This window comes from Streptomyces sp. TRM49041 (assembly GCF_008271805.1).
Classification (GTDB): domain Bacteria; phylum Actinomycetota; class Actinomycetes; order Streptomycetales; family Streptomycetaceae; genus Streptomyces.
In genome coordinates, this window is sequence record NZ_VSRY01000159.1 from 1 (window position 1) to 19,284 (window position 19,284).

General features: G+C 72.6%; 17 protein-coding genes. 13 read left to right on the plus strand and 4 right to left on the minus strand.

The window, feature by feature from the left end:
• The 3 genes from FVS66_RS26535 to FVS66_RS26545 form a co-directional block, all read left to right on the plus strand.
• On the plus strand, positions 1–1,083 hold a 1,083-nt coding region (locus FVS66_RS26535), incomplete at its 5' end, for a hypothetical protein (RefSeq protein ID WP_399226363.1).
• Positions 1,080–2,288, plus strand: a complete 1,209-nt coding sequence (mycP, locus tag FVS66_RS26540) for a type VII secretion-associated serine protease mycosin (protein ID WP_149183757.1) — start codon at positions 1,080–1,082, stop codon at positions 2,286–2,288. The genes FVS66_RS26535 and mycP, both read left to right, overlap by 4 nt.
• Before the next feature lie 26 nt (positions 2,289–2,314).
• Positions 2,315–3,046 (plus strand): SseB family protein, encoded by a 732-nt coding sequence (locus tag FVS66_RS26545; protein WP_149183758.1) that lies wholly within the window; start codon positions 2,315–2,317, stop codon positions 3,044–3,046.
• A gap of 28 nt (positions 3,047–3,074) precedes the next feature.
• Here the strand turns inward: FVS66_RS26545 and FVS66_RS26550 are convergent, their stop codons facing one another.
• On the minus strand, positions 3,075–3,437 hold the full coding sequence (locus FVS66_RS26550) for a DUF1844 domain-containing protein (protein ID WP_149183759.1): 363 nt from the start codon (positions 3,435–3,437) through the stop codon (positions 3,075–3,077).
• A 378-nt stretch (positions 3,438–3,815) separates the two neighbouring features.
• Here FVS66_RS26550 and infC point away from each other — a divergent pair, with 378 nt between their 5' ends.
• The 10 genes from infC (at position 3,816) to FVS66_RS26605 (ending at position 14,767) form a co-directional block, all read left to right on the plus strand.
• The gene (gene infC, locus FVS66_RS26560; RefSeq protein ID WP_149183853.1) at positions 3,816–4,421 is read left to right on the plus strand and encodes a translation initiation factor IF-3; all 606 of its coding nucleotides are present in this window, start codon (positions 3,816–3,818) and stop codon (positions 4,419–4,421) included.
• Between the two features lie 116 nt (positions 4,422–4,537).
• Positions 4,538–4,732, plus strand: a complete 195-nt coding sequence (rpmI, locus tag FVS66_RS26565) for a 50S ribosomal protein L35 (RefSeq protein ID WP_010476245.1) — start codon at positions 4,538–4,540, stop codon at positions 4,730–4,732.
• Between the two features lie 96 nt (positions 4,733–4,828).
• On the plus strand, positions 4,829–5,215 hold the full coding sequence (rplT, locus tag FVS66_RS26570) for a 50S ribosomal protein L20 (RefSeq protein WP_071267962.1): 387 nt from the start codon (positions 4,829–4,831) through the stop codon (positions 5,213–5,215).
• Positions 5,216–5,361: 146 nt separating this feature from the next.
• Complete coding sequence (locus FVS66_RS26575; RefSeq protein WP_149183760.1) at positions 5,362–6,219, plus strand: RNA methyltransferase; 858 nt, start codon at positions 5,362–5,364, stop codon at positions 6,217–6,219.
• A gap of 66 nt (positions 6,220–6,285) precedes the next feature.
• The gene (locus FVS66_RS26580; RefSeq protein ID WP_149183761.1) at positions 6,286–7,404 is read left to right on the plus strand and encodes an ATP-binding protein; all 1,119 of its coding nucleotides are present in this window, start codon (positions 6,286–6,288) and stop codon (positions 7,402–7,404) included.
• Between the two features lie 137 nt (positions 7,405–7,541).
• Positions 7,542–8,669, plus strand: coding sequence for a phenylalanine--tRNA ligase subunit alpha (gene pheS / locus FVS66_RS26585; RefSeq protein ID WP_149183762.1), 1,128 nt, complete (start codon positions 7,542–7,544; stop codon positions 8,667–8,669).
• Positions 8,669–11,197, plus strand: coding sequence for a phenylalanine--tRNA ligase subunit beta (gene pheT, locus FVS66_RS26590; protein ID WP_149183763.1), 2,529 nt, complete (start codon positions 8,669–8,671; stop codon positions 11,195–11,197). The genes pheS and pheT overlap by 1 nt, the downstream gene beginning before the upstream one ends.
• Before the next feature lie 262 nt (positions 11,198–11,459).
• Positions 11,460–12,545 (plus strand): PP2C family protein-serine/threonine phosphatase, encoded by a 1,086-nt coding sequence (locus FVS66_RS26595; RefSeq protein WP_149183764.1) that lies wholly within the window; start codon positions 11,460–11,462, stop codon positions 12,543–12,545.
• 299 nt (positions 12,546–12,844) lie between these two features.
• Positions 12,845–14,185, plus strand: a complete 1,341-nt coding sequence (locus FVS66_RS26600; RefSeq protein ID WP_149183765.1) for a transcriptional regulator — start codon at positions 12,845–12,847, stop codon at positions 14,183–14,185.
• A 51-nt stretch (positions 14,186–14,236) separates the two neighbouring features.
• The gene (locus tag FVS66_RS26605) at positions 14,237–14,767 is read left to right on the plus strand and encodes an NUDIX hydrolase (protein WP_149183766.1); all 531 of its coding nucleotides are present in this window, start codon (positions 14,237–14,239) and stop codon (positions 14,765–14,767) included.
• 75 nt (positions 14,768–14,842) lie between these two features.
• On the opposite strand, the gene FVS66_RS26610 is transcribed toward FVS66_RS26605, so the two are convergent.
• From FVS66_RS26610 to FVS66_RS26620, 3 genes are all read right to left on the minus strand, one after another.
• Positions 14,843–16,159 (minus strand): SPFH domain-containing protein, encoded by a 1,317-nt coding sequence (locus FVS66_RS26610; RefSeq protein ID WP_149183767.1) that lies wholly within the window; start codon positions 16,157–16,159, stop codon positions 14,843–14,845.
• Positions 16,156–17,904 carry an SPFH domain-containing protein gene (locus tag FVS66_RS26615; protein WP_149183768.1) on the minus strand — a complete coding sequence of 583 codons (1,749 nt, stop codon included), beginning with the start codon at positions 17,902–17,904 and terminating at the stop codon, positions 16,156–16,158. The genes FVS66_RS26610 and FVS66_RS26615 overlap by 4 nt, the downstream gene beginning before the upstream one ends.
• Positions 17,905–18,389: 485 nt before the next feature.
• On the minus strand, positions 18,390–19,250 hold the full coding sequence (locus FVS66_RS26620) for a 3-hydroxybutyryl-CoA dehydrogenase (protein ID WP_149183769.1): 861 nt from the start codon (positions 19,248–19,250) through the stop codon (positions 18,390–18,392).
• Between the last annotated feature and the right edge of the window lie 34 nt (positions 19,251–19,284).

Consider the following 19,284-nt stretch of genomic DNA (forward strand, 5'->3'; position numbering starts at 1 on the left):
CCCCGCAACCCGCACGCCGCCGCTCCCGCCTCCCCGACGGTGGCGAGCCCGGCCCGCGGCTCGGCGGCACCCGCGCCGGACGCGGGCGGGCCGCGCCCCGCACCTGACGGTGGTTCGCCGGCGTGGGCTCCGGTGGGCGTCCCACACCGGCCGGTGCCCGATGGGGCCGTCGGCGGGGCCGTGCCGCCCCCGCCGCGCACGGCCGCCGGGTTCGCCGCGCCGGACGGGCCGCCGCAGCCGTACCCGCATATGTACTGGCCGTCCCCCGAGGCGCCGGCCGAGACGACCACACGGCTCCGTCTCATACGGACGCGGCGCCCGGCCCGTACCGCGGCCGCCGTCGCCGCCCTCGTCCTCGGGCTCGGGCTCGTCGGGGGCGCCGCGGCAGGCACCTGGTTCCTCAGCGGCCCCGACGCCGCCCCCGCCCGCACGGCCTACACCGAGGCCGCCACCCTGTGGCACAGCACCCCCGTGGACACCCTGTTCCCGCGCAGCCTCCAGGGCGCCGGCGCCGGACCCGGCGGCGCGGACCGCACCTGGACACGGATCGCCGTCGCTCCCGACGCGCCCTGCGCCACCTCACTCCACCCGCGGCTGGCCGCGACGCTCGCCCCGACAGGCTGCGTGCGGGTGCTCCGCGCCACATACACGGACGCGACCTCCAGCAGCGTCACCACCGTCGGCATGGTCTTCATGGACACCGACGTCTCCGGCATGACCGCCCTGCACACCCGCTTCACCGACGGCGGACTCGACAAGAGCACCGAGCTCATACCGCCCACCCTCGCCGCCCCCGGCACCGTCGCCGCGGGGTTCGGCAACGCCCAGCGGGCCAGCTGGCACATCGACGTCCTCACCGAGATCCCCGTGGTCGTCTACGCCGTCTCCGGCTTCGCCGACGGCCGCGCAGTGCCCGACCCCCAGCCCGCCCAGCAGGCGATGGCCAAGGGGCAGACGACGGCCCCGGCGCAGTCCGGGCTCGGCCATGAGTCGCGCGGCATCGCCGACCGTATAGAGCAGGGACTGCGCCAGGCGGTCACCAGGGCGACCGAAGGCCCCGCCGAGAAGAAGGAGGCCCGGTGAGGCCCGACCGCACCACCCGCACCACCGGCAGCGCCTTCGGCCCCCGTACCGCCCGCCTCCTCCTCGCCGCCCTCACCGCCACCGCCTTCGCCCTGCTCCCCGCCGTCCCCGCCCAGGCCGACGCCATCCGTGCCCGTCAGTGGGGCATCGAGGCGCTCAACACCGACCAGGCATGGCGCACCACCAGGGGCGAGGGCATCACCGTCGCCGTCCTCGACACCGGCGTCGACGAGACCCACCCCGACCTCGCCGACAACGTCCTCCCCGGCAAGGACTTCATCGGCTTCGGCGCCGAGCGCGGCGACCGCGCGTGGGCCCGCCACGGCACCGCCATGGCCGGGATCATCGCGGGCCACGGACACGGCCCCGGCGACGGCGACGGAGTCCTCGGCGTCGCCCCCGAGGCGAAGATCCTGCCTGTCCGGGTCATCCTCGAAGGCAGCGACAAGGCCAGGAGCCGCGCCCGCCACACCCGCGGCAGCGCCCTCGCCCAGGGCATCCGCTGGGCCGCCGACCAGGGCGCCGACGTGATCAACCTCTCACTCGGCGACGACAGCGAGTCCGCCCACCCCGAGGCCGCCGAGGACGCCGCCGTCCAGTACGCCCTCTCCAAGGGCGCCGTCGTCGTCGCCTCCGCCGGCAACGGCGGCGAGAAGGGCGACCGCGTCTCGTACCCCGCCGCCTACCCGGGCGTGATCGCCGTCACCGCCGTCGACCGCCTCGGCACCCACGCGTCGTTCTCCACCAGCCGCTGGTACGCCACGGTCAGCGCGCCCGGCGTCGACGTCGTCATCGCCGACCCGGACCGCAAGTACTACGAGGGCTGGGGCACCAGCGCCGCCTCGGCGTTCGTCTCCGGTGCCGTCGCCCTCGTGCGGGCCGCGCACCCCGGGCTCACCCCGTCGCAGATCAAGAAGCTCCTCGCCGACACCGCCCGCGACAGCCCCGAGGGCGGCCGCGACGACGAGAAGGGCTACGGGATGGTCGACCCGGCCGCCGCGATCGAGGCGGGTGCCAGGCTGAGCCCGGCCGACCTCAAGACCGCGACCGCCGGCTACAGCGGCCCGTACTTCGGACCCGGCCCGAAGCCCGAGCCGGACACGGAGGAGTCCGTCGGCCTCCTCGCCCCGGTCACCGGGGGCGTGGGGGTGCTGCTCGTGGTCGTCGCGGCCGTGCTGTGGCGCGGAGGGCACCGTACGGAGTGACCACGGCGCCCGGATAGGCTCGGATCGTGGCGCTCAAGAACATCCCTGACCCCGCTTTCTCCGACGACGACGGCTCCGCCGACCCGAAGCTCACCGAGGCCCTCGCGGCCTGGGCGGAGGACCGGTCCGCCGAGCCGCGCGTGCTGGAGGCCCTCAAGGGGGCCCGGCTACTCGTCCCCGTCGTCGCCGTGCTCGGCGAGGTGGAGGAGGACGAGAGCGGCCTGCGCCGTGAGAAGACCAGCGACATGGCCGTGCCGACCCTCACCGCCGGCGACCGCCGCGCGCTGCCCGCGTTCACGTCCACCGACGCGCTCGCCCGCTGGGACCCGGCCGCCCGCCCCGTCGCCGTACCGCTGCACCAGGCACTCCAGGCCGCCGCGCACGAGAAGGCCGACACACTGGTGCTGGACATGGCCGGGCCGGTGCCGTACCAGCTGACCGGCCCCGCCCTGCTGGCCCTCGCCGAGGGCCGCACCAGCACCGACCCGCTGGCCGACCCGGCCGTCACGTCCGCCGTACGCGCCGTGGTCGCCGCGGAGCCGGCCGTGCTCCGCGCGTACCTGGCCCGTGGCAGCGCGGACGGCACCCTCGCCCTGGTCCTCGCCCCGGACGCGGCCCCCGCCGACACGGCCCGCCGTGTCGCCGGAGCCATGGCGGCCGACGGAACACTGAGGGCCCGCCTGGTGCGCGGTCTCGACCTGGCACTCCTGCCGGCCGAGGCCACCCCGCCGGGCGAGCCCTTCTACGTAAAGGAATAGGAGAACAGGGGAGCGAGGGAGCCGGGGCTCAGCCGAAGACCGGACCCGTGTACTTCTCGCCCGGGCCCTGACCCGGCTCGTCCGGGACCAGCGACGCCTCGCGGAACGCCAGCTGCAGGGACTTCAGGCCGTCCCGCAGCGGCGCCGCGTGGAACGAGCTGATCTCCGTCACACTCGCGTCCAGCAGACCCGCCAGTGCGTGCACGAGCTTGCGGGCCTCGTCCAGGTCCTTGTGCTCGTCGCCGTCCTCGGTCAGCCCGAGCTTCACGGCCGCGGCGCTCATCAGGTTCACGGCGACCGTGACGATCACCTCCACCGCGGGGACCTCCGCGATGTCGCGGGTCAGGGCGGCGAAGTCGGGTGCGGGCCGGCTGGGCGTGGCGTCACTCATGCCTCACACGATAGGCGGTACCCCGCGCACCCGGCGCCGCCCGCCCGATTGGGCACACCCCCGGGCAGCTGGTAGCCTGGAGTGACGACCGGCCGGAACCCTGAGCTCCGGCCCACAAGTGGAGGCTCCGCTCTCCCACCTGACCGTCCTCCGGGACGGCGGGTCACCGGTCAGGCGGCGCCCATCGTTCCGTACGGACGATGGACCCGCCCGAAGACAGCGCCCCGCGGTTCGCCGTGGCGGTGCTCCGGTAGTTCCAGGAGCCCCGCCTGTGTCCCGTCCGGGGCATTTTTCATGCACCGGCGCGGTTGGTCTCGCTATACAGACGTTACGCGTCCGTCCGCCAGGCGGTCGCGTTGGTGCTACCGAGGAGGATCCATCAGCGCCGAGCCCCGCATCAACGACCGGATTCGCGTTCCTGAGGTGCGACTTGTCGGTCCCAGCGGCGAGCAGGTCGGAATCGTTCCGCTTGCCAAGGCCCTGGAGCTTGCACAGGAGTACGACCTCGACCTGGTCGAGGTCGCGGCGAACGCCCGTCCGCCCGTGTGCAAGCTCATGGACTACGGGAAGTTCAAGTACGAGTCGGCCATGAAGGCCCGTGAGGCGCGCAAGAACCAGGCGCACACGGTCATCAAGGAGATGAAGCTCCGGCCGAAGATCGACCCGCACGACTACGACACCAAGAAGGGTCACGTCGTCCGGTTCCTCAAGCAGGGCGACAAGGTCAAGATCACGATCATGTTCCGTGGACGCGAGCAGTCCCGGCCGGAGCTCGGCTTCCGGCTCCTGCAGCGGCTCGCGGAGGACGTCCAGGACCTCGGTTTCGTCGAGTCGAACCCGAAGCAGGACGGCCGCAACATGATCATGGTTCTCGGTCCGCACAAGAAGAAGACCGAGGCCATGGCCGAGGCCCGTGAGGCGCAGGCCGCCCGCAAGGCGGAGCGCCAGGGCCAGCCCGCCCAGGCGGATCCGTCCGCCCAGTAGCCTGCAAGGCCGTGTCCGGGGCAACCAGCCCGGGGCGCGAAACGATCCATCTGACGCTCCCGAGTGCCGGTCCCCGGACCGGCTGGGAGCGCCACTGACGAGGAGATAACGGCGCGATGCCGAAGAACAAGACGCACAGCGGTGCCAAGAAGCGCTTCAAGATCACCGGCTCGGGCAAGGTGCTCCGCGAGCGCGCCGGCAAGCGCCACCTGCTCGAGCACAAGTCGTCCAAGCTGACGCGCCGCCTCACTGGCAACGCCGAGATGGCCCCGGGTGACAGCGCCAAGATCAAGAAGATGCTGGGCATCTGACCCTGATCATCCCTGATCCGAGCCCCCGATAGCCGGGTCCCATTCGTTTCCGGGCCGTGTGAGCACCACCACGGCCCCGCTACAAGGAGTTAACAAGTGGCACGCGTCAAGCGCGCAGTCAACGCTCACAAGAAGCGCCGTGCGATCCTCGAGCAGGCCAGCGGTTACCGCGGCCAGCGCTCGCGCCTGTACCGCAAGGCCAAGGAGCAGGTCACCCACTCGCTGGTCTACAACTACAACGACCGCAAGAAGCGCAAGGGTGACTTCCGCCAGCTGTGGATCCAGCGCATCAACGCCGCTGCCCGCGCCAACGGCATCACGTACAACCGCTTCATCCAGGGTCTGAAGGCCGCCAACATCGAGGTGGACCGCAAGATCCTGGCCGAGCTCGCGGTCAACGACGCCAACGCGTTCGCCGCCCTCGTCGAGGTCGCCCAGAAGGCCCTCCCGAGCGACGTCAACGCCCCGAAGGCCGCCGCCTGATCTCCCAGGCCGCCGTACTTCCGACCGGACCCGCAGGCGCTGCGCCTGCGGGTCCGCCGCGTTCGCCTGGCGAGGGCCCGGCGGAGCCGTCCCTCCCACGACCACGACCCCGGCCGCCCCGCAGCCAGAAAGAGTCGCCGAGCACCATGGGCACCCCCGAGCTGATCTCCCCGCGTTCCCCGCGCGTCGCCGCCGCCCGGCGGCTCGCCAAGCGCAACTTCCGGGGCAAGGAGCGCCGGTTCATCGCCGAGGGGCCGCAGGCCGTCCGTGAGGCCGTCGCACACCGCGGGCCCGACGGCGGGCCGACCCTGCTCGAACTCTTCACCACCACCGAGGCCGCCACCCGGTACGCCGACATCGTCGACGCCGCCATCGCCACCGGGGCCCGCGTCCACCACGCCTCCGACGCCGTCCTCGCCGAGGTCTCCCAGACCGTCACCCCGCAGGGCCTCGTCGGCGTGTGCGGCTTCCTCGACTCTCCGTTCGAGGACATCCTCGCGGCCCGGCCCAAGCTGGTCGCGGTCCTCGCCCACGTACGCGACCCCGGCAACGCCGGGACCGTGCTGCGCTGCGCCGACGCGGCCGGCGCCGACGCCGTCGTGCTCACCGACGCCTCCGTCGATCTGTACAACCCCAAGTCCGTACGTGCCTCCGTCGGCTCCCTCTTCCACCTGCCCGTCGCCGTGGGCGTCCCCGTCCAGCAGGCGGTCGCGGGACTGCGCGGCGCCGGGGTGCGGATCCTCGCCGCCGACGGGGCAGGCCGGGACGACCTGGACGCGGAACTCGACGCGGGCACCATGGGCGGCCCCACCGCGTGGATCTTCGGCAACGAGGCGTGGGGCCTGCCCGAGGAGACCCGCGCCCTCGCGGACGCCGTCGTCCGCGTCCCCATCCACGGAAAGGCGGAGAGTCTGAACCTGGCGACCGCCGCCGCCGTATGTCTCTACGCCTCCGCCCGTGCGCAGCGTGCTGCGGGAGGGTGCCGCTCCGTCACCTCGAGCTAGTAGGGTGACGGGCTCGGGGGCCCGTCGCGCAACACTGAGGGGTGGGGTACGGGGATGACGCTCGACATGAGCAGCCACGCGGAGAGCCGCGCTGCCTTAGCGCACCCCGAGGCCCGCCACGGCGTCCCCGAGTGCGACCCCGACGACCTGCCCGACGGGCTCGTCGTGGCGGACGCGAGCGGCCGGGTCGTCTGCTTCAATGCGACGGCCGCACGCATCACGGCGGTGCCCCGCTCCCAGGCCATGGGCCGTTCCCTGGACGAGGCCCTCCCGCTGGAGGACCTCAAGGGCCGCCGCTGGTGGGCCCTCACCGATCCCTACGGCGGCCTCGCCACCCGCACCGGCCAGCCGGAGCGCAACCTGCTCCTGCCGGGCGGCCGCGAGGTGCTGGTCGCCGCCCGGTACGTACGCGACCACCCGCTCGGCCCGGTCCGCCGCGTCGTTGTCACCCTGCGCGGCACCGAGGCCCGGCGCCGCACCGAGCGCAGCCATGCCGAGCTGATCGCCACGGTCGCGCACGAGCTGCGTTCCCCGCTCACCTCCGTCAAAGGCTTCACGGCGACCCTCCTCGCCAAGTGGGAGAGGTTCACCGACGACCAGAAGCGGCTGATGCTGGAGACCGTCGACGCGGACGCCAACCGCGTGACACGGCTGATCACCGAGCTCCTCGACATCTCCCGCATCGACTCCGGCCGCCTGGAGGTGCGCCGCCAGCCCGTCGACCTCGCCGCCGCCGTCGGCCGCCACATCCAGGCCCACACGGCGCGCGGCCAGTCCCCGGACCGCTTCTTCGTCCGGGTCCGCCGCCCGCTGCCCGCCCTGTGGGCAGACCCCGACAAGATCGACCAGATCCTCGGGAACCTGCTCGAAAATGCGGTGCGGCACGGCGAGGGAACCGTCACCATCGAGGTGGCCCCCACCGGCCCTGAGGACGACGAGAAAGGAACGGCGGTCACCGTGAGCGACGAAGGCGCCGGCATCCCCGAGGAGTCGATGGGCCGTGTCTTCACCCGCTTCTGGCGGGGAAGCACCCGCGGCGGCACCGGCCTCGGCCTCTACATCGTCAAGGGCATCGTCGAGGCACACGGCGGCACCATCACGGTGGGCCGCGCCCCGACGGGCGGCGCCCAGTTCCGATTTACCCTGCCCTTGGGCACCCCGGCGTACCTGACCCAGGGCTTCTGACCCAGGGCGGCCACCCCGCCGGACCCCCAGGGGCTCATCCGCGTCCGCCGCACCCCGTTAGACTCGACCTTTGGCACCTTTGCGTCCTCGGTCGTCGAGCGGGGGCCCCAGCCAGCCCATCGGAAGTACGGGAAGAGATGTCGGCACCCAACAAGTCGTACGACCCAGTCGAGGTCGAGGCACTGAAACCGCAAGAGATCGAGCGCATGCGGGACGAGGCGCTCGCCGCCTTCGCCGCCGCAGGCGACCTCGACGCGCTCGCCCACGCGAAGGTCGCCCACACCGGCGGCACCTCGCCGCTCGCCCTCGCCAACCGGGAGATCGGCGCCCTGCCCCCGCACGCCAAGGCCGAGGCCGGCAAGCGCGTCGGCCAGGCGCGCGGCGCGGTCGCCAAGGCGCTCGCGGCCCGCCAGGCCGAGCTGGAGGCGGAGCGCGACGCCCGCGTGCTGGTCGAGGAGGCGGTGGACGTCACGCTGCCCTACGACCGCACCCCGGCCGGCGCCCGGCACCCGCTCACCACCCTCATGGAGCGCGTCGCGGACGTCTTCGTCTCCATGGGCTACGAGGTCGCCGAGGGCCCCGAGGTCGAGGCGGAGTGGTTCAACTTCGACGCCCTGAACTTCGTCCCCGACCACCCGGCCCGCCAGATGCAGGACACCTTCTTCGTCCAGGGCCCGGAAGGCACCAAGGGCGACGAGTCCGGCATCGTGCTGCGCACCCACACCTCCCCGGTGCAGGCCCGCACGCTCGTGGACCGCGAGCCGCCCGTGTACGTCGTCTGCCCCGGCCGCGTGTACCGCACGGACGAGCTGGACGCCACGCACACCCCGGTCTTCCACCAGATCGAGCTGCTCGCCGTCGACGAGGGCCTCACCATGGCGGATCTGAAGGGCACCCTCGACCACATGGTCCAGGCGCTCTTCGGCCCGGACATGAAGACCCGGCTCCGCCCGAACTTCTTCCCCTTCACCGAGCCGTCCGCCGAGATGGACATGCTCTGCTACGTCTGCCGCGGCGAGTCCGTCGGCGACCCGGACCGGCCCTGCCGCACCTGCGGCAGCGAGGGCTGGATCGAGCTGGGCGGCTGCGGCATGGTCAACCCCAAGGTGCTGATCGCCTGCGGCGTCGACCCGGAGAAGTACAGCGGATTCGCCTTCGGGTTCGGCATCGAACGGATGCTGATGTTCCGCCACAACGTCGAAGACATGCGAGACATGGTCGAGGGTGACGTCCGGTTCACCCGGCCGTTCGGGATGGAGATCTGATGCGGGTCCCGCTTTCGTGGCTGCGGGAGTACGTCGACCTGCCGGCGACGGAGACCGGCCGTGACGTACAGGCCAGACTGATTTCGGCGGGCCTGGAGGTCGAGACCGTCGAGCAGCTCGGCGCCGGCCTCACCGGCCCCCTCGTGGTGGGCAAGGTCCTCACCGTCGAGGAGCTCACCGAGTTCAAGAAGCCGATCCGCTTCTGCACCGTCGACGTCGGCCAGGCCAACGGCACCGGCGAGCCCCAGGAGATCATCTGCGGCGCCCGGAACTTCGCCGAGGGCGACAAGGTGGTCGTCGCCCTCCCCGGCGCCGTCCTCCCCGGTGACTTCCGGATCGCCGAGCGCAAGACGTACGGCCGGATGTCCCGCGGCATGATCTGCTCCGGCGACGAGCTCGGCATGGGCGACGACAGTACGCACGGCATCATCGTCCTGCCGCCCGAGCACGAGGTCGGCACCGACGCCGCCGCCCTGCTGGAGCTGTACGACGAGGTCCTGGACATCGCCGTCACGCCCGACCGCGGCTACTGCCTGTCGATGCGCGGCGTCGCCCGCGAGACCGCCATCGCGTACGGGCTGCCGCTGCGCGACCCCGCGCTCCTCGACGTGCCCGCGCCGAACTCGTACGGCTACCCGGTCCAGATCTCCGACCCGATCGGCTGCTCCCGGTTCACCGCGCGCACCGTCGTCGGCCTCGACCCCGAGGCACGCTCGCCGATCTGGCTCCGCCGCCGCCTCCAGAAGGCCGGCATGCGCCCGATCTCGCTCGCCGTCGACGTCACCAACTACGTGATGCTCGAGCTGGGCCAGCCGCTGCACGCCTACGACCGCGGCCGCCTCGACGGCCCGATCGGGGTCCGCCGCGCCGAGACCGGCGAGAAGATCACCACCCTCGACGGCACCGTCCGCGCCCTCGACCCGGCCGACCTCATCATCACCGACAACCGCGGCCCGATCGGCATCGCGGGCGTCATGGGCGGCGCCAACACCGAGATCGCCGACTCCACCACCGACACCGAGACCGGCGAGGTGCGGGGCACGACCGAGGTGGTCATCGAGGCCGCGCACTTCGACGCGATCACCATCGCCCGCGCCGCGCGCCGCCACAAGCTGTCCTCCGAGGCGTCCAAGAGGTTCGAGCGCGGCGTCGACCCGCAGGCCGCGGCCGCCGCCGCGCAGCGCACCGTCGACCTGCTGGTCCTCCTCGCGGGCGGTACCGCCGAGGCGGGCGTCACCGAGATCGTCGCGCCCAGCGCGCCGCGTACGGTCGCCATGCACGCCGACCACCCCGACCGGGTCGCCGGCATGCGCTACGGCCGCGAGACGGTCGTACGCCGCCTCCAGGAGATCGGCTGCGACGTCTACGGGCAGGACGAGCTGGTCGTGACCGTGCCGTCCTGGCGCCCCGACCTCAACGAGCCCAACGACCTCGCCGAAGAGGTCATCCGGCTGGAGGGCTACGAGAACCTGCCCTCCACGCTGCCCAAGCCGCCGGCCGGCCGCGGGCTCACCGAGCGCCAGCGCACCCACCGCCGCGTGGGCCGCGCCCTGGCCGGAGCCGGGTACGTCGAGGCGCTGAACTACCCGTTCGTCAGCGAGCGGATCCTCGACCAGCTCGACATCCCGGCGGACGACCGGTCCCGCCGGGTCGTCAGGCTCGTCAACCCGCTCTCCGACGAGGAGCCCGCGCTGCGCACCACGCTGCTGCCCGGCCTCCTCGGCGCGCTCCGCCGCAACGACGGCCGCGGCAGCCACGACCTGGCCCTCTTCGAGACCGGCCTGGTCTTCCGGCTGCCGGCCGAGCCGGGCGTCGCGGTACGGCTGACCGTCGACCGCCGACCGACCGACGCGGAGATCGCCGGCGTCAACGCCGTCCTGCCCGAGCAGCCGCGGCACGTCGCCGTGGTCCTCGCCGGGGCGCGCGAGCAGGCCGGCTGGTGGGGCAAGGGCCGCCCGGCCGACTGGGCCGACGCGGTCGAGGCCGCCCGGACCGTCGCCCGCGAGGCCGGCACCGAGCTGATCGTGCGCCAGGGCCAGTACGGTCCGTGGCACCCGGGCCGCTGCGCCCGGCTCGCGGTCGTCGTCGACGGCGCCGAGCGGCTCGTCGGGTTCGCCGGTGAGCTGCACCCGCGTGTCGTCAAGACGCTCGGCCTGCCCGACCGAACCTGCGCCATGGAGCTCGACCTCGACCTCGTCGAGGAGGCGTCCGCCGGTCCCCTGCGCGCCCCGCGGATCTCCACCTTCCCGGTGGCCACGCAGGACGTCGCCCTGGTCGTCGACCAGGACGTGCCGGCCGTCGAGGTCGAGCGGGTGCTCCGCGAGGGCGCGGGTGAACTGCTGGAGTCCGTCCGGCTGTTCGACACGTTCACCGGCGAGCAGATCGGCGAGGGCAAGAAGTCCCTGGCGTACGCGCTCCGGTTCCGCGCCGCGGACCGCACGCTGACCGTCGAGGAGGCATCCGCCGCCCGTGACGCCGCGGTGGCGCTCGCCGCCGAGCGCACCGGCGCGGTGCTGCGCGGCGCCTGACGCCGACGGCCCGCCGCGAACGTCGCGAGCGCCGCGAACGTCGTGCGGTCTTGTACGGCTCGCACGTCTCGCACACCTCGCAGGGAGGGGCGTACCCGGACCACCGGGTACGCCCCTCCCGCGTTTCCGCACGTCCGGGTTGGGGCGTCCGCACGGTTGCCCACTCGTTCGGGTGAGAAGTCTGGTGGACGTTCCCCGCGAGCCGGGACGATCGGCAGAATCGTCCCGACCGCGACAAGGGGCCTGAAGAAGGGCGGTCCGCATGATCCGTAAGAGGCCCTGGAGGCCCCGCAGGCGCAGACTCGCCCGGCTCGTCCCCCTCGCGCTGCCGACGCTGTGGGGCGCCGTCGCCGTCGCCGTCACCTGGAAGCTGACCTGCCCGCCGGCCCAGCAGGACGGCATGGTCCCCCGGATCGCCACCAGCGCCGTCTTCCTCGCCGTCGGCACGGGCTTGGTCATCGGCCTCCGCCGCGGCCTGCGCCGCGAGCTTCAGCAGGTCAAGGCCGTCGCCCAGGCCGCCCAGCGGGTGCTGCTGCGCCCGCTGCCGCCCCACCTGGAGGGCCTGTCCATCGCCGCCGTCCAGCTGTCCGCCGTGCGGGGCGCGGCCGTCGGCGGCGATCTGTACGAGGCGGTCGCCACCCCGTACGGTGTGCGACTGATCATCGGTGATGTACGGGGGCACAGCCTGGCCTCCTTCGGGCCCGTCGCCGCCGTGCTGGGCAGCTTCCGGGAGGCCGCGCACGAGGAGCCGGGACTCGGCGGCCTCCTGCGGCGCCTGGACCGGGCGCTACAGCGGTACGTGGGGGAGCAGGCGCGCGACGAGGACGCGCAGCCGACCGGGGCGAGCCCGTCGGCGGAGGAGTTCGTCACCGTACTGCTGCTGGACATCCGCCGGAACGGCGACATCCTGGCGCTCAACTGCGGCCACCCGTGGCCCTACCGGCTGGGGCACGCCGCCGAGCCGCTCACTGCGGGCGACCCGCTGCCGCCGCTCGGCGCGTTCCCCCTGCCGGGCACCCTGCCCGTACGGCGGTGCGCCCGGCTGCTGCCAGGCGAGGCGCTGTTCCTCCACACCGACGGCGCCGAGGAGGCCCGGGACGCCGCCGGGCGGTTCTTCCCCCTGGAGGACGTACTGGCCGGGGTCGTGCAGGCCGTGCCGCAGACGCCCGCCGACGTCGTCGAGCACGTCCACACGTCCCTGCTCGCCCACACCGGGGGACGCCTCGCCGACGACGTGGTCCTCGTCGTCGTACGCAACGACCGGGTGCGCACCACGTGTCCGTGGGTGCCGGCGCAGTCCGGGGAGACCGGGCTGCGCCGCACTCGGCCCACACCCTCCTCTCGATAGCGGCTGGACACGGAGGGTGCGGCCGACGCCGCCCGCCCCTCCCCCGAGGACTACGTCCAGGAGGGACCCTCAGGAGCGTCGGGCAGATCGGCGGGACGGGCGGCGTGCGAACGGGCCGCCGCACTGTACGAGGGGGAGCCGGCGGCCCGGCCGCCTCCTGAGAGACATCAAGTCAACCGGCGCCCGGGGCATTGCGGGAGAGCGCGTGGGGCACGGATTCGGACACTTCATTCACACCCCGTGCGAACCGTGCTCCACTACGCTGAATCCACCGAGGCACGGCACCCGGAGGGGCACCCATGCAGCCCAACACCCTGCTCGACGCCCTGCTCGACGAGGCGGGGATCTCCCATGCGGGCCTGGCCGCCCACGTCAACCAGGCGGGACGCGCGCGCGGGCTGGCCCTGCGATACGAACACACGGCTGTGGCCCGCTGGTTGAAGGGCCAGCGGCCGCGCGGCCAGGTGCCGGACCTGATCTGCGAGGTGCTCGGCGCGCGGCTGTGCCGCCCGGTCGACCTGGACGACATCGGGCTCGGTGTACCGGGCGACGCGGCCGTGCCGCACGGCACGCCGCTGTCCGGCTTCGTGGAGCGGGCCACGGCGCTGTGGCGGTCGGACGAGCAGCAGCGCCCGCACCTGCTCGGGGTGCCCGCGGTGACCGGGACGCCCGCGGTGATGCCGGTCTGGGAGTGGGAGAACCCACCGGAGGACGCGGACGTCTCCCGGGACGGCCGGAATCGCGTCGGCAGGTCCGACATCGAGACGCTCCGCGCCGCCCGCGCCCACTACGAGCTGATGTACCGCAAGGCCGGCGGCATCGCGACCCGTTCGCGGATCGTCGGGTTCCTCAACGCGGAGACCGCGCCACTGCTGCGCGGCGCCTACAGCGACGCTCTCGGCCGCCAACTCCACCGGGCGGCGGGCGGCTTGGTCGCGGTGGCCGGCATCTGCGCGTACGACTCGGACGCGCCGGGTCTCGCGCAGCGCTACTTCCACCAGGCGCTGCGGCTCGCCAAGGCCAGCGGTGACCGCGGGCTCGGCGCGTATGTGATCGCGTTGCTGGTCAACCAGTCGCTGTTCATGGGGGAGTACCGCCAGTCGGTGGCGTTCGCGGAGGCGGCCCTGCGGGCGGCGCGGCAGCAGATCACCCCGGCGCTCGCCGCCGATCTGCACGCCATGCAGGCCAAGGCGTACGCGCATCTCGGCGACGGGGCCGCGGCGCTGGGCTGCATCCACCGCGCCGAGTCCGAGGCGGAACGGATCCGGCCCGGGCACGAGCCGGACGAGACCGGCTACGTCCAGCCGGGGCTGGTCAACGTCCAGGTCGCCGAGGCGCTGCTCAGTCTGGGGGATCTGCCCGGCGCACTGGAGAACGCCGCTGCCGCCGTACGCAACCCGGCGCACGACCGGGGGCGCGTGCACCGGCTGGCGATCCTCAGCCAGATCCAGCTGCGGCAGGGGGAGCCGGACCGGGCGGCCCGTACGGCCGTCGAGATGGCGGAGCGGGCGAGAGGGATGGAGTCGCAGCGGCTCAGGGACCGGCTGCGGGAGGTCCGTGAGCATCTGGTGGTCAGCGGCTGCGGGGACGCCGATGAGGCGGCCGGACTCATCGACACGGCACTGCGCGTTCCGCTCTGACCAAGCGCCTGCTGCGATATTGCCACCTACACGTCGAAAGGTGGCAGAACAGTGCAGTGGACGAACCTGAGTGAAACAACTGTGTATGAAAACCGCTGGTTCAAAGTCAATCTGGCCGATGTCGCCCTCCCCGACGGACGACACCTCGACCACTTCCTGATCCGGCTGCGCCCGGTCGCCGTGGCCACCGCCGTCAACGAGGCCAACGAGGTACTGATGCTGTGGCGGCACCGCTTCATCACCGACACCTGGGGCTGGGAGCTGGCCGCGGGCGTCGTCGAGGACGGCGAGGACATCCGGGCCGCCGCGGCCCGCGAGATGGAGGAGGAGACCGGCTGGCGCCCCGGCCCGCTCCAACACCTGCTCACCGTCGAGCCGTCCAACGGCCTCTCCGACGCCCGCCACCACCTCTACTGGGCGGAGGAGGCCACCTTCGTCGGCCAGCCCGAGGACGACTTCGAGTCCACCCGCCGCGAATGGATACCGCTGAAACTCGTCCCCGACATGATCGCCCGTGGTGAGGTCCCGGCCGCCAACATGGCGGCCGGACTGCTGATGCTGCACCATCTGCGGCTCGGCTGATACGAGAACGGGGGCCGGACCTCTCCAGGTCCGACCCCCGCCCGTGACGCCGCCGTCCACTGAGGCGGCCGTCCACTACTCCTCGTCGTCCCGGCCCGCCCCGCCGTCCAGGCCGACGCGCGGCAGCACAGGCGCCGTCCTGGGCAGCAGCTGCGCGGTGAGCAGCGTGGACAGCGCCGACGTGTCGCCGCCGCCCGGTCCGTCGGTACGGACCACCACCGGCTGCGGGGCGTTCGTCGCCAGCTCCGCGCCCACGTCCAGGCGGCGCAGGGCCAGCTCGTACTGGAGGACCGCCCGGTTGTCCCGGTACGCCTGGGCCAGCGCCCGCTGCGCCCGTGCCTCGTTCTCCGCCGCGATCAGGCCGCTGCGCCCGCGCGTCTCGATCTCGAACCGTACGCGCTGCGCGTTGGTCTCCTGCTCCTCCAGGAGCTGGGCCACCGCCTCACGCGCCCGGTTCAGCGCGGCCTTCACCTCGACGATCCGCGCGTCCCGCACCTTCTTCGCCCGCTCGATGTCCATCTGCAGGCTGTCGATCCGGCGCTTGCGGGTCAGGCCCCACTCCTGCTCGTACGCGGTCCGCTCCTTCGCCACCCGCTCACGGGTCGCCAGGTGCTGCTGGTACTGCGTCGGCAGCTGCACGTCCGGGATGTTGGAGCCGGTGATGCGCACCCCGTACCGGGACAGCTGGCGGTTGAGCAGCTCCTGCATGTCCGCGACGTCCGAACCGCGCAGGTCGTACGCCCGCTCGGTGCGCATCTTGCGGGCGCGCTGCCGGATCGCGTCCTGTACGGCGCTCGACAGGACCAGATCGAAGTTGCCCGCGCCGATGGTCCGTACGAACAGCAGCGCGTCCGTGATCCGGAACTTCAGGAAGAACTCGATCGACCGCAGCGGCACGTTCTCCTGCGTCGGGCACGCCATCACCGGGGCGGAGTACGGGATCTCCGTCGCCGTGTCGACGACGAACTCGACCCGCGCCCACGGGTGCCACAGATAGTGGCGACCGGCCTCCAGCGTGCGGGTGTACGCCCCGTAGCGGGTGAGGATGCCGTGGGTGCCCTGCTCGATCTCCACGATCGAGGACCGCCACCACCACAGCCCGCCCACCACCAGCAGCAGCGCGCCGACGGTGTACGAGAGTGTGGCGAGCGCCCCGTACGCGAGGTCACCGAGCCCGTCGGAGTCCACCCGCAGCGTCAGCATCACACCGCTGAGCAGCGCGAACACTCCGATCCACAGCGGGAGCATCCACCACAGGCGGCGGCGCGACTTCGGGATGATGACGGGGATGAGGGTGCCCGCCTCGCCGCCGCGCAGCAGCTGGGCGATGTCGCTCCAGGGGGCGACGGCCTCGGCGATGACGGACCGGTTGCTCATACGTGCCGTGCTCACTGACCCGCCTCCTGCTCCTGCTGCTCGTCGTGCCCGGACTGCCCGGACTGCCCGAACTGCTCGAATCGCCCGGTCCGCTCAGGCTGTCCCGGCTGTCCCGGCTGTCCCGGCTGTCCCGAACCCTGTTCCCGGGCGGCCTCGTCGTGGACGGCGGCCGGTACGGTCGGCCGCTCCTCCTCCAGCAGCGCGCGGATCTCCGGGCTGCGCGCCGCGATCCGCTCCGCCACCTCGGCGAGCCGGGCGCGCATCGCGGTCATGTCGGCGTCCGAGAACAGCTCCGCCCCGCGCTCACCGATCAGCTCACGCGCCAGCAGCAGGAAGTCCACACCCGCCGCCTCGGCCGGGTCGCCCGAGCCGCCGATCCGCACCAGCTGCGGCAGGTGGTCCGCCACCTGCTCCAGGGTGTCCAGGACCCGCTGCTGGTAGCGGTACTCCAGGATCTCCGGGGCCTCGGCCGCGGTCATCGCGCGGATGTCCAGGGCCTGGGCCTCCAGCAGCGCCGCGTTGGCCTTCGCCTCCGACTCCGCCTGCACATACCGCTGACGGGCCAGGGCCTGTGCCCGGTTGGTCTCCCGCTCCACGGCGGTGTCCATCTGGGCCTGGTAGCTGGCGATGTCCGCCTGGATCGCCGACAGGGTCTCCTGACGGGTCGCCAGCTCCTTGGTGAGGTCGCCCTCGTCCTGCTCCTTGCGCAGCTGGAGCGCGTACTCGTGGGTGTACGCCTCCTTCGCGACGCGCACCATCTCGGGCGCCGCCAGGTCCATCCGGTACGCCCGGTCCGACGGCTCGGCGTGCGTGATGTTGGCGTTGGTCAGCTCCACGGCGGGCTGGAACTGCTGGTTCAGCTGCTCCAGGAGACGGCCGGTGTCCTCGCCGACCATGTCGTAGATGCCGGCCGCCTCCTGCTCGTAGATCAGGCTGCGGATGGTCTCACTCACCGCGTTGCTCAGCTTCTCCTCGAAGCCGCGCACCGCGCCCAGCGTATAGACGAACTCGGTCGGGTCATTGATCCGGAACTGGATGAACAGGTCGATGGACGCCTTCACCCCGCCCTTCGTCGGTGCCTCGCGCACCGGGGCGTTGAACGGGTACTCGCGGGTGGTGTTGAGGATGTACGACACCCGCTTCCACGGGCTGAGCAGGATCACCCGCCCCGGCCCGACGACCTTCTCCAGCTTCCCGAACCGGGTGATCAGCGCCTGACAGCCGTCCGGGACCATCACCATGCCCTGCCGCGCCCACACGAAGCACACGGCCAGCACCGAGATCACCCAGTAGTGGACGCCGAAGAGCGGATGCGTCAGCACCTCGCCCCCGACCGCCGCGACGACGGCGGAGCCGACCACACCGATCACCAGCAGCAGCCCGACCGGCAGCATGCTGAGGAAGGACCGTCCCTTCGGCATCACCATCGGACAGATGGCATGCACCTGCTGCCCGCCGTCGCGCTCCTGCTCACTGCGGTTCAGCGCCTCGCCGGCGTCGTCGAGCGGCACGGTCTTCTGCGTCATGACGGTGGCGATACTGCCGCCCTGCTCACGCGCGGCCGGGAAGTCCGCGGGGTCCATGCCCTCGTCCTCCGGCTCCTGCTGCGCCGCGCCGGCGGCCGGGGGGACGACGGTCGCGCCGCCGACGCCCATGCCGCCTGCACGCCGCCGCACCTCCGCCTCGGCCACCGCCCGTGGATCGCCGCTGTCGGCCAGTGCCCGTGTGATCCTGCGTACGCTCTGGGTCCGCGACACCATTCCCCCTCAGTTGTGCTCGATCGTGCTGTTGTCACGTCGTGTCATGCGCGCCTGCCTCCTGGCGGCCTCCGCCACCGCGGTGCTGACCGGCCATCAGGACGATCGCGCCGACCGCGGTGCTCAACAGCCCAGGGGGCGGCGAACACGACACGCTGTTCGTGCTTGAGTGCCACCTCGTACTCGGATGAGCAGGCCGAGACAGCGGTACGAGCAGCGGCAGGGCCACTTTGCCGTTACCGAGCAGGGCCGGGCCCGGGGGCAGGGTGAGCGTCGAAGCGAGCGGCGGGACGGACCCGAGTCCCAGCGCGACGCCCGCGTGTACCTTGAAGCTCGGCTTCACCTCACCCGTCTCCTCACCGCCTGCTCGGGCGGACCGAGGGTCTCACGTGGGTGGGGGCGCGCACACTGCCGGATTACGGCAGGATTCGGCGCGCCACACCGCGTGATCCCGAACCGCCCGCACGCGCAGGAGACCGCCCGGACGGTCAGGAGTAGAGGTAGAAGCCCGAGCCGGTCTTGCGGCCCAGGCGGCCCGCGTCGACCATGCGCTGGAGCAGCGGGGGAGCCGCGTACAGGGGCTCCTTGTACTCCGCGTACATCGAGTCGGCGACCGAGGCGACGGTGTCGAGGCCGATCAGGTCGGACAGCTTCAGGGGGCCCATCGGGTGGGCGCAGCCCAGCTCCATGCCGTTGTCGATGTCCTCGCGGCTGGCGATGCCCGACTCGAACATCCGGATCGCCGACAGCAGGTACGGGATCAGCAGGGCGTTCACCACGAAGCCGGACCGGTCCTGGGCACGGATGGCGTGCTTGCCCAGCACCTTCTCGACCACGGCCTGGGCGCGGCTGATCGTGCCCTCGGAGGTGGTCAGCGCCGGGATCAGCTCGACCAGCTGCTGCACCGGCGCGGGGTTGAAGAAGTGGATGCCGATGACCTGGTCGGGGCGGGACGTCGCGACGGCAAGCTTCACCAGCGGGATGGACGACGTGTTCGACGCCAGGATGGCGTCCTGCCGGGTCACCACCTGGTCGAGGACCTGGAAGATCTCGGTCTTGACCTGCTCGTTCTCGACGACCGCCTCGATGACGAGGTCGCGGTCGGCGAACTCCCCGAGGTCCGTGGTGAAGCTCAGCCGGGCCAGCGTCGCGTCCCGCTCGTCGTCGCTGATCTTGCCGCGCTGCGCGGCCTTGTCGAGCGAGTTGTACAGCCGGGTACGGCCGATCTCCAGCGCCTCGCCCGTGGTCTCCGCCACCTTGACCTCGAGGCCGCTGCGGGCACACACCTCCGCGATGCCTGCGCCCATCTGACCGCAGCCCACCACTCCGACGCGTGCAATGTCGGCCATTGAGTCCGTCACCTCGTGCCTTTCGCTGATCTTC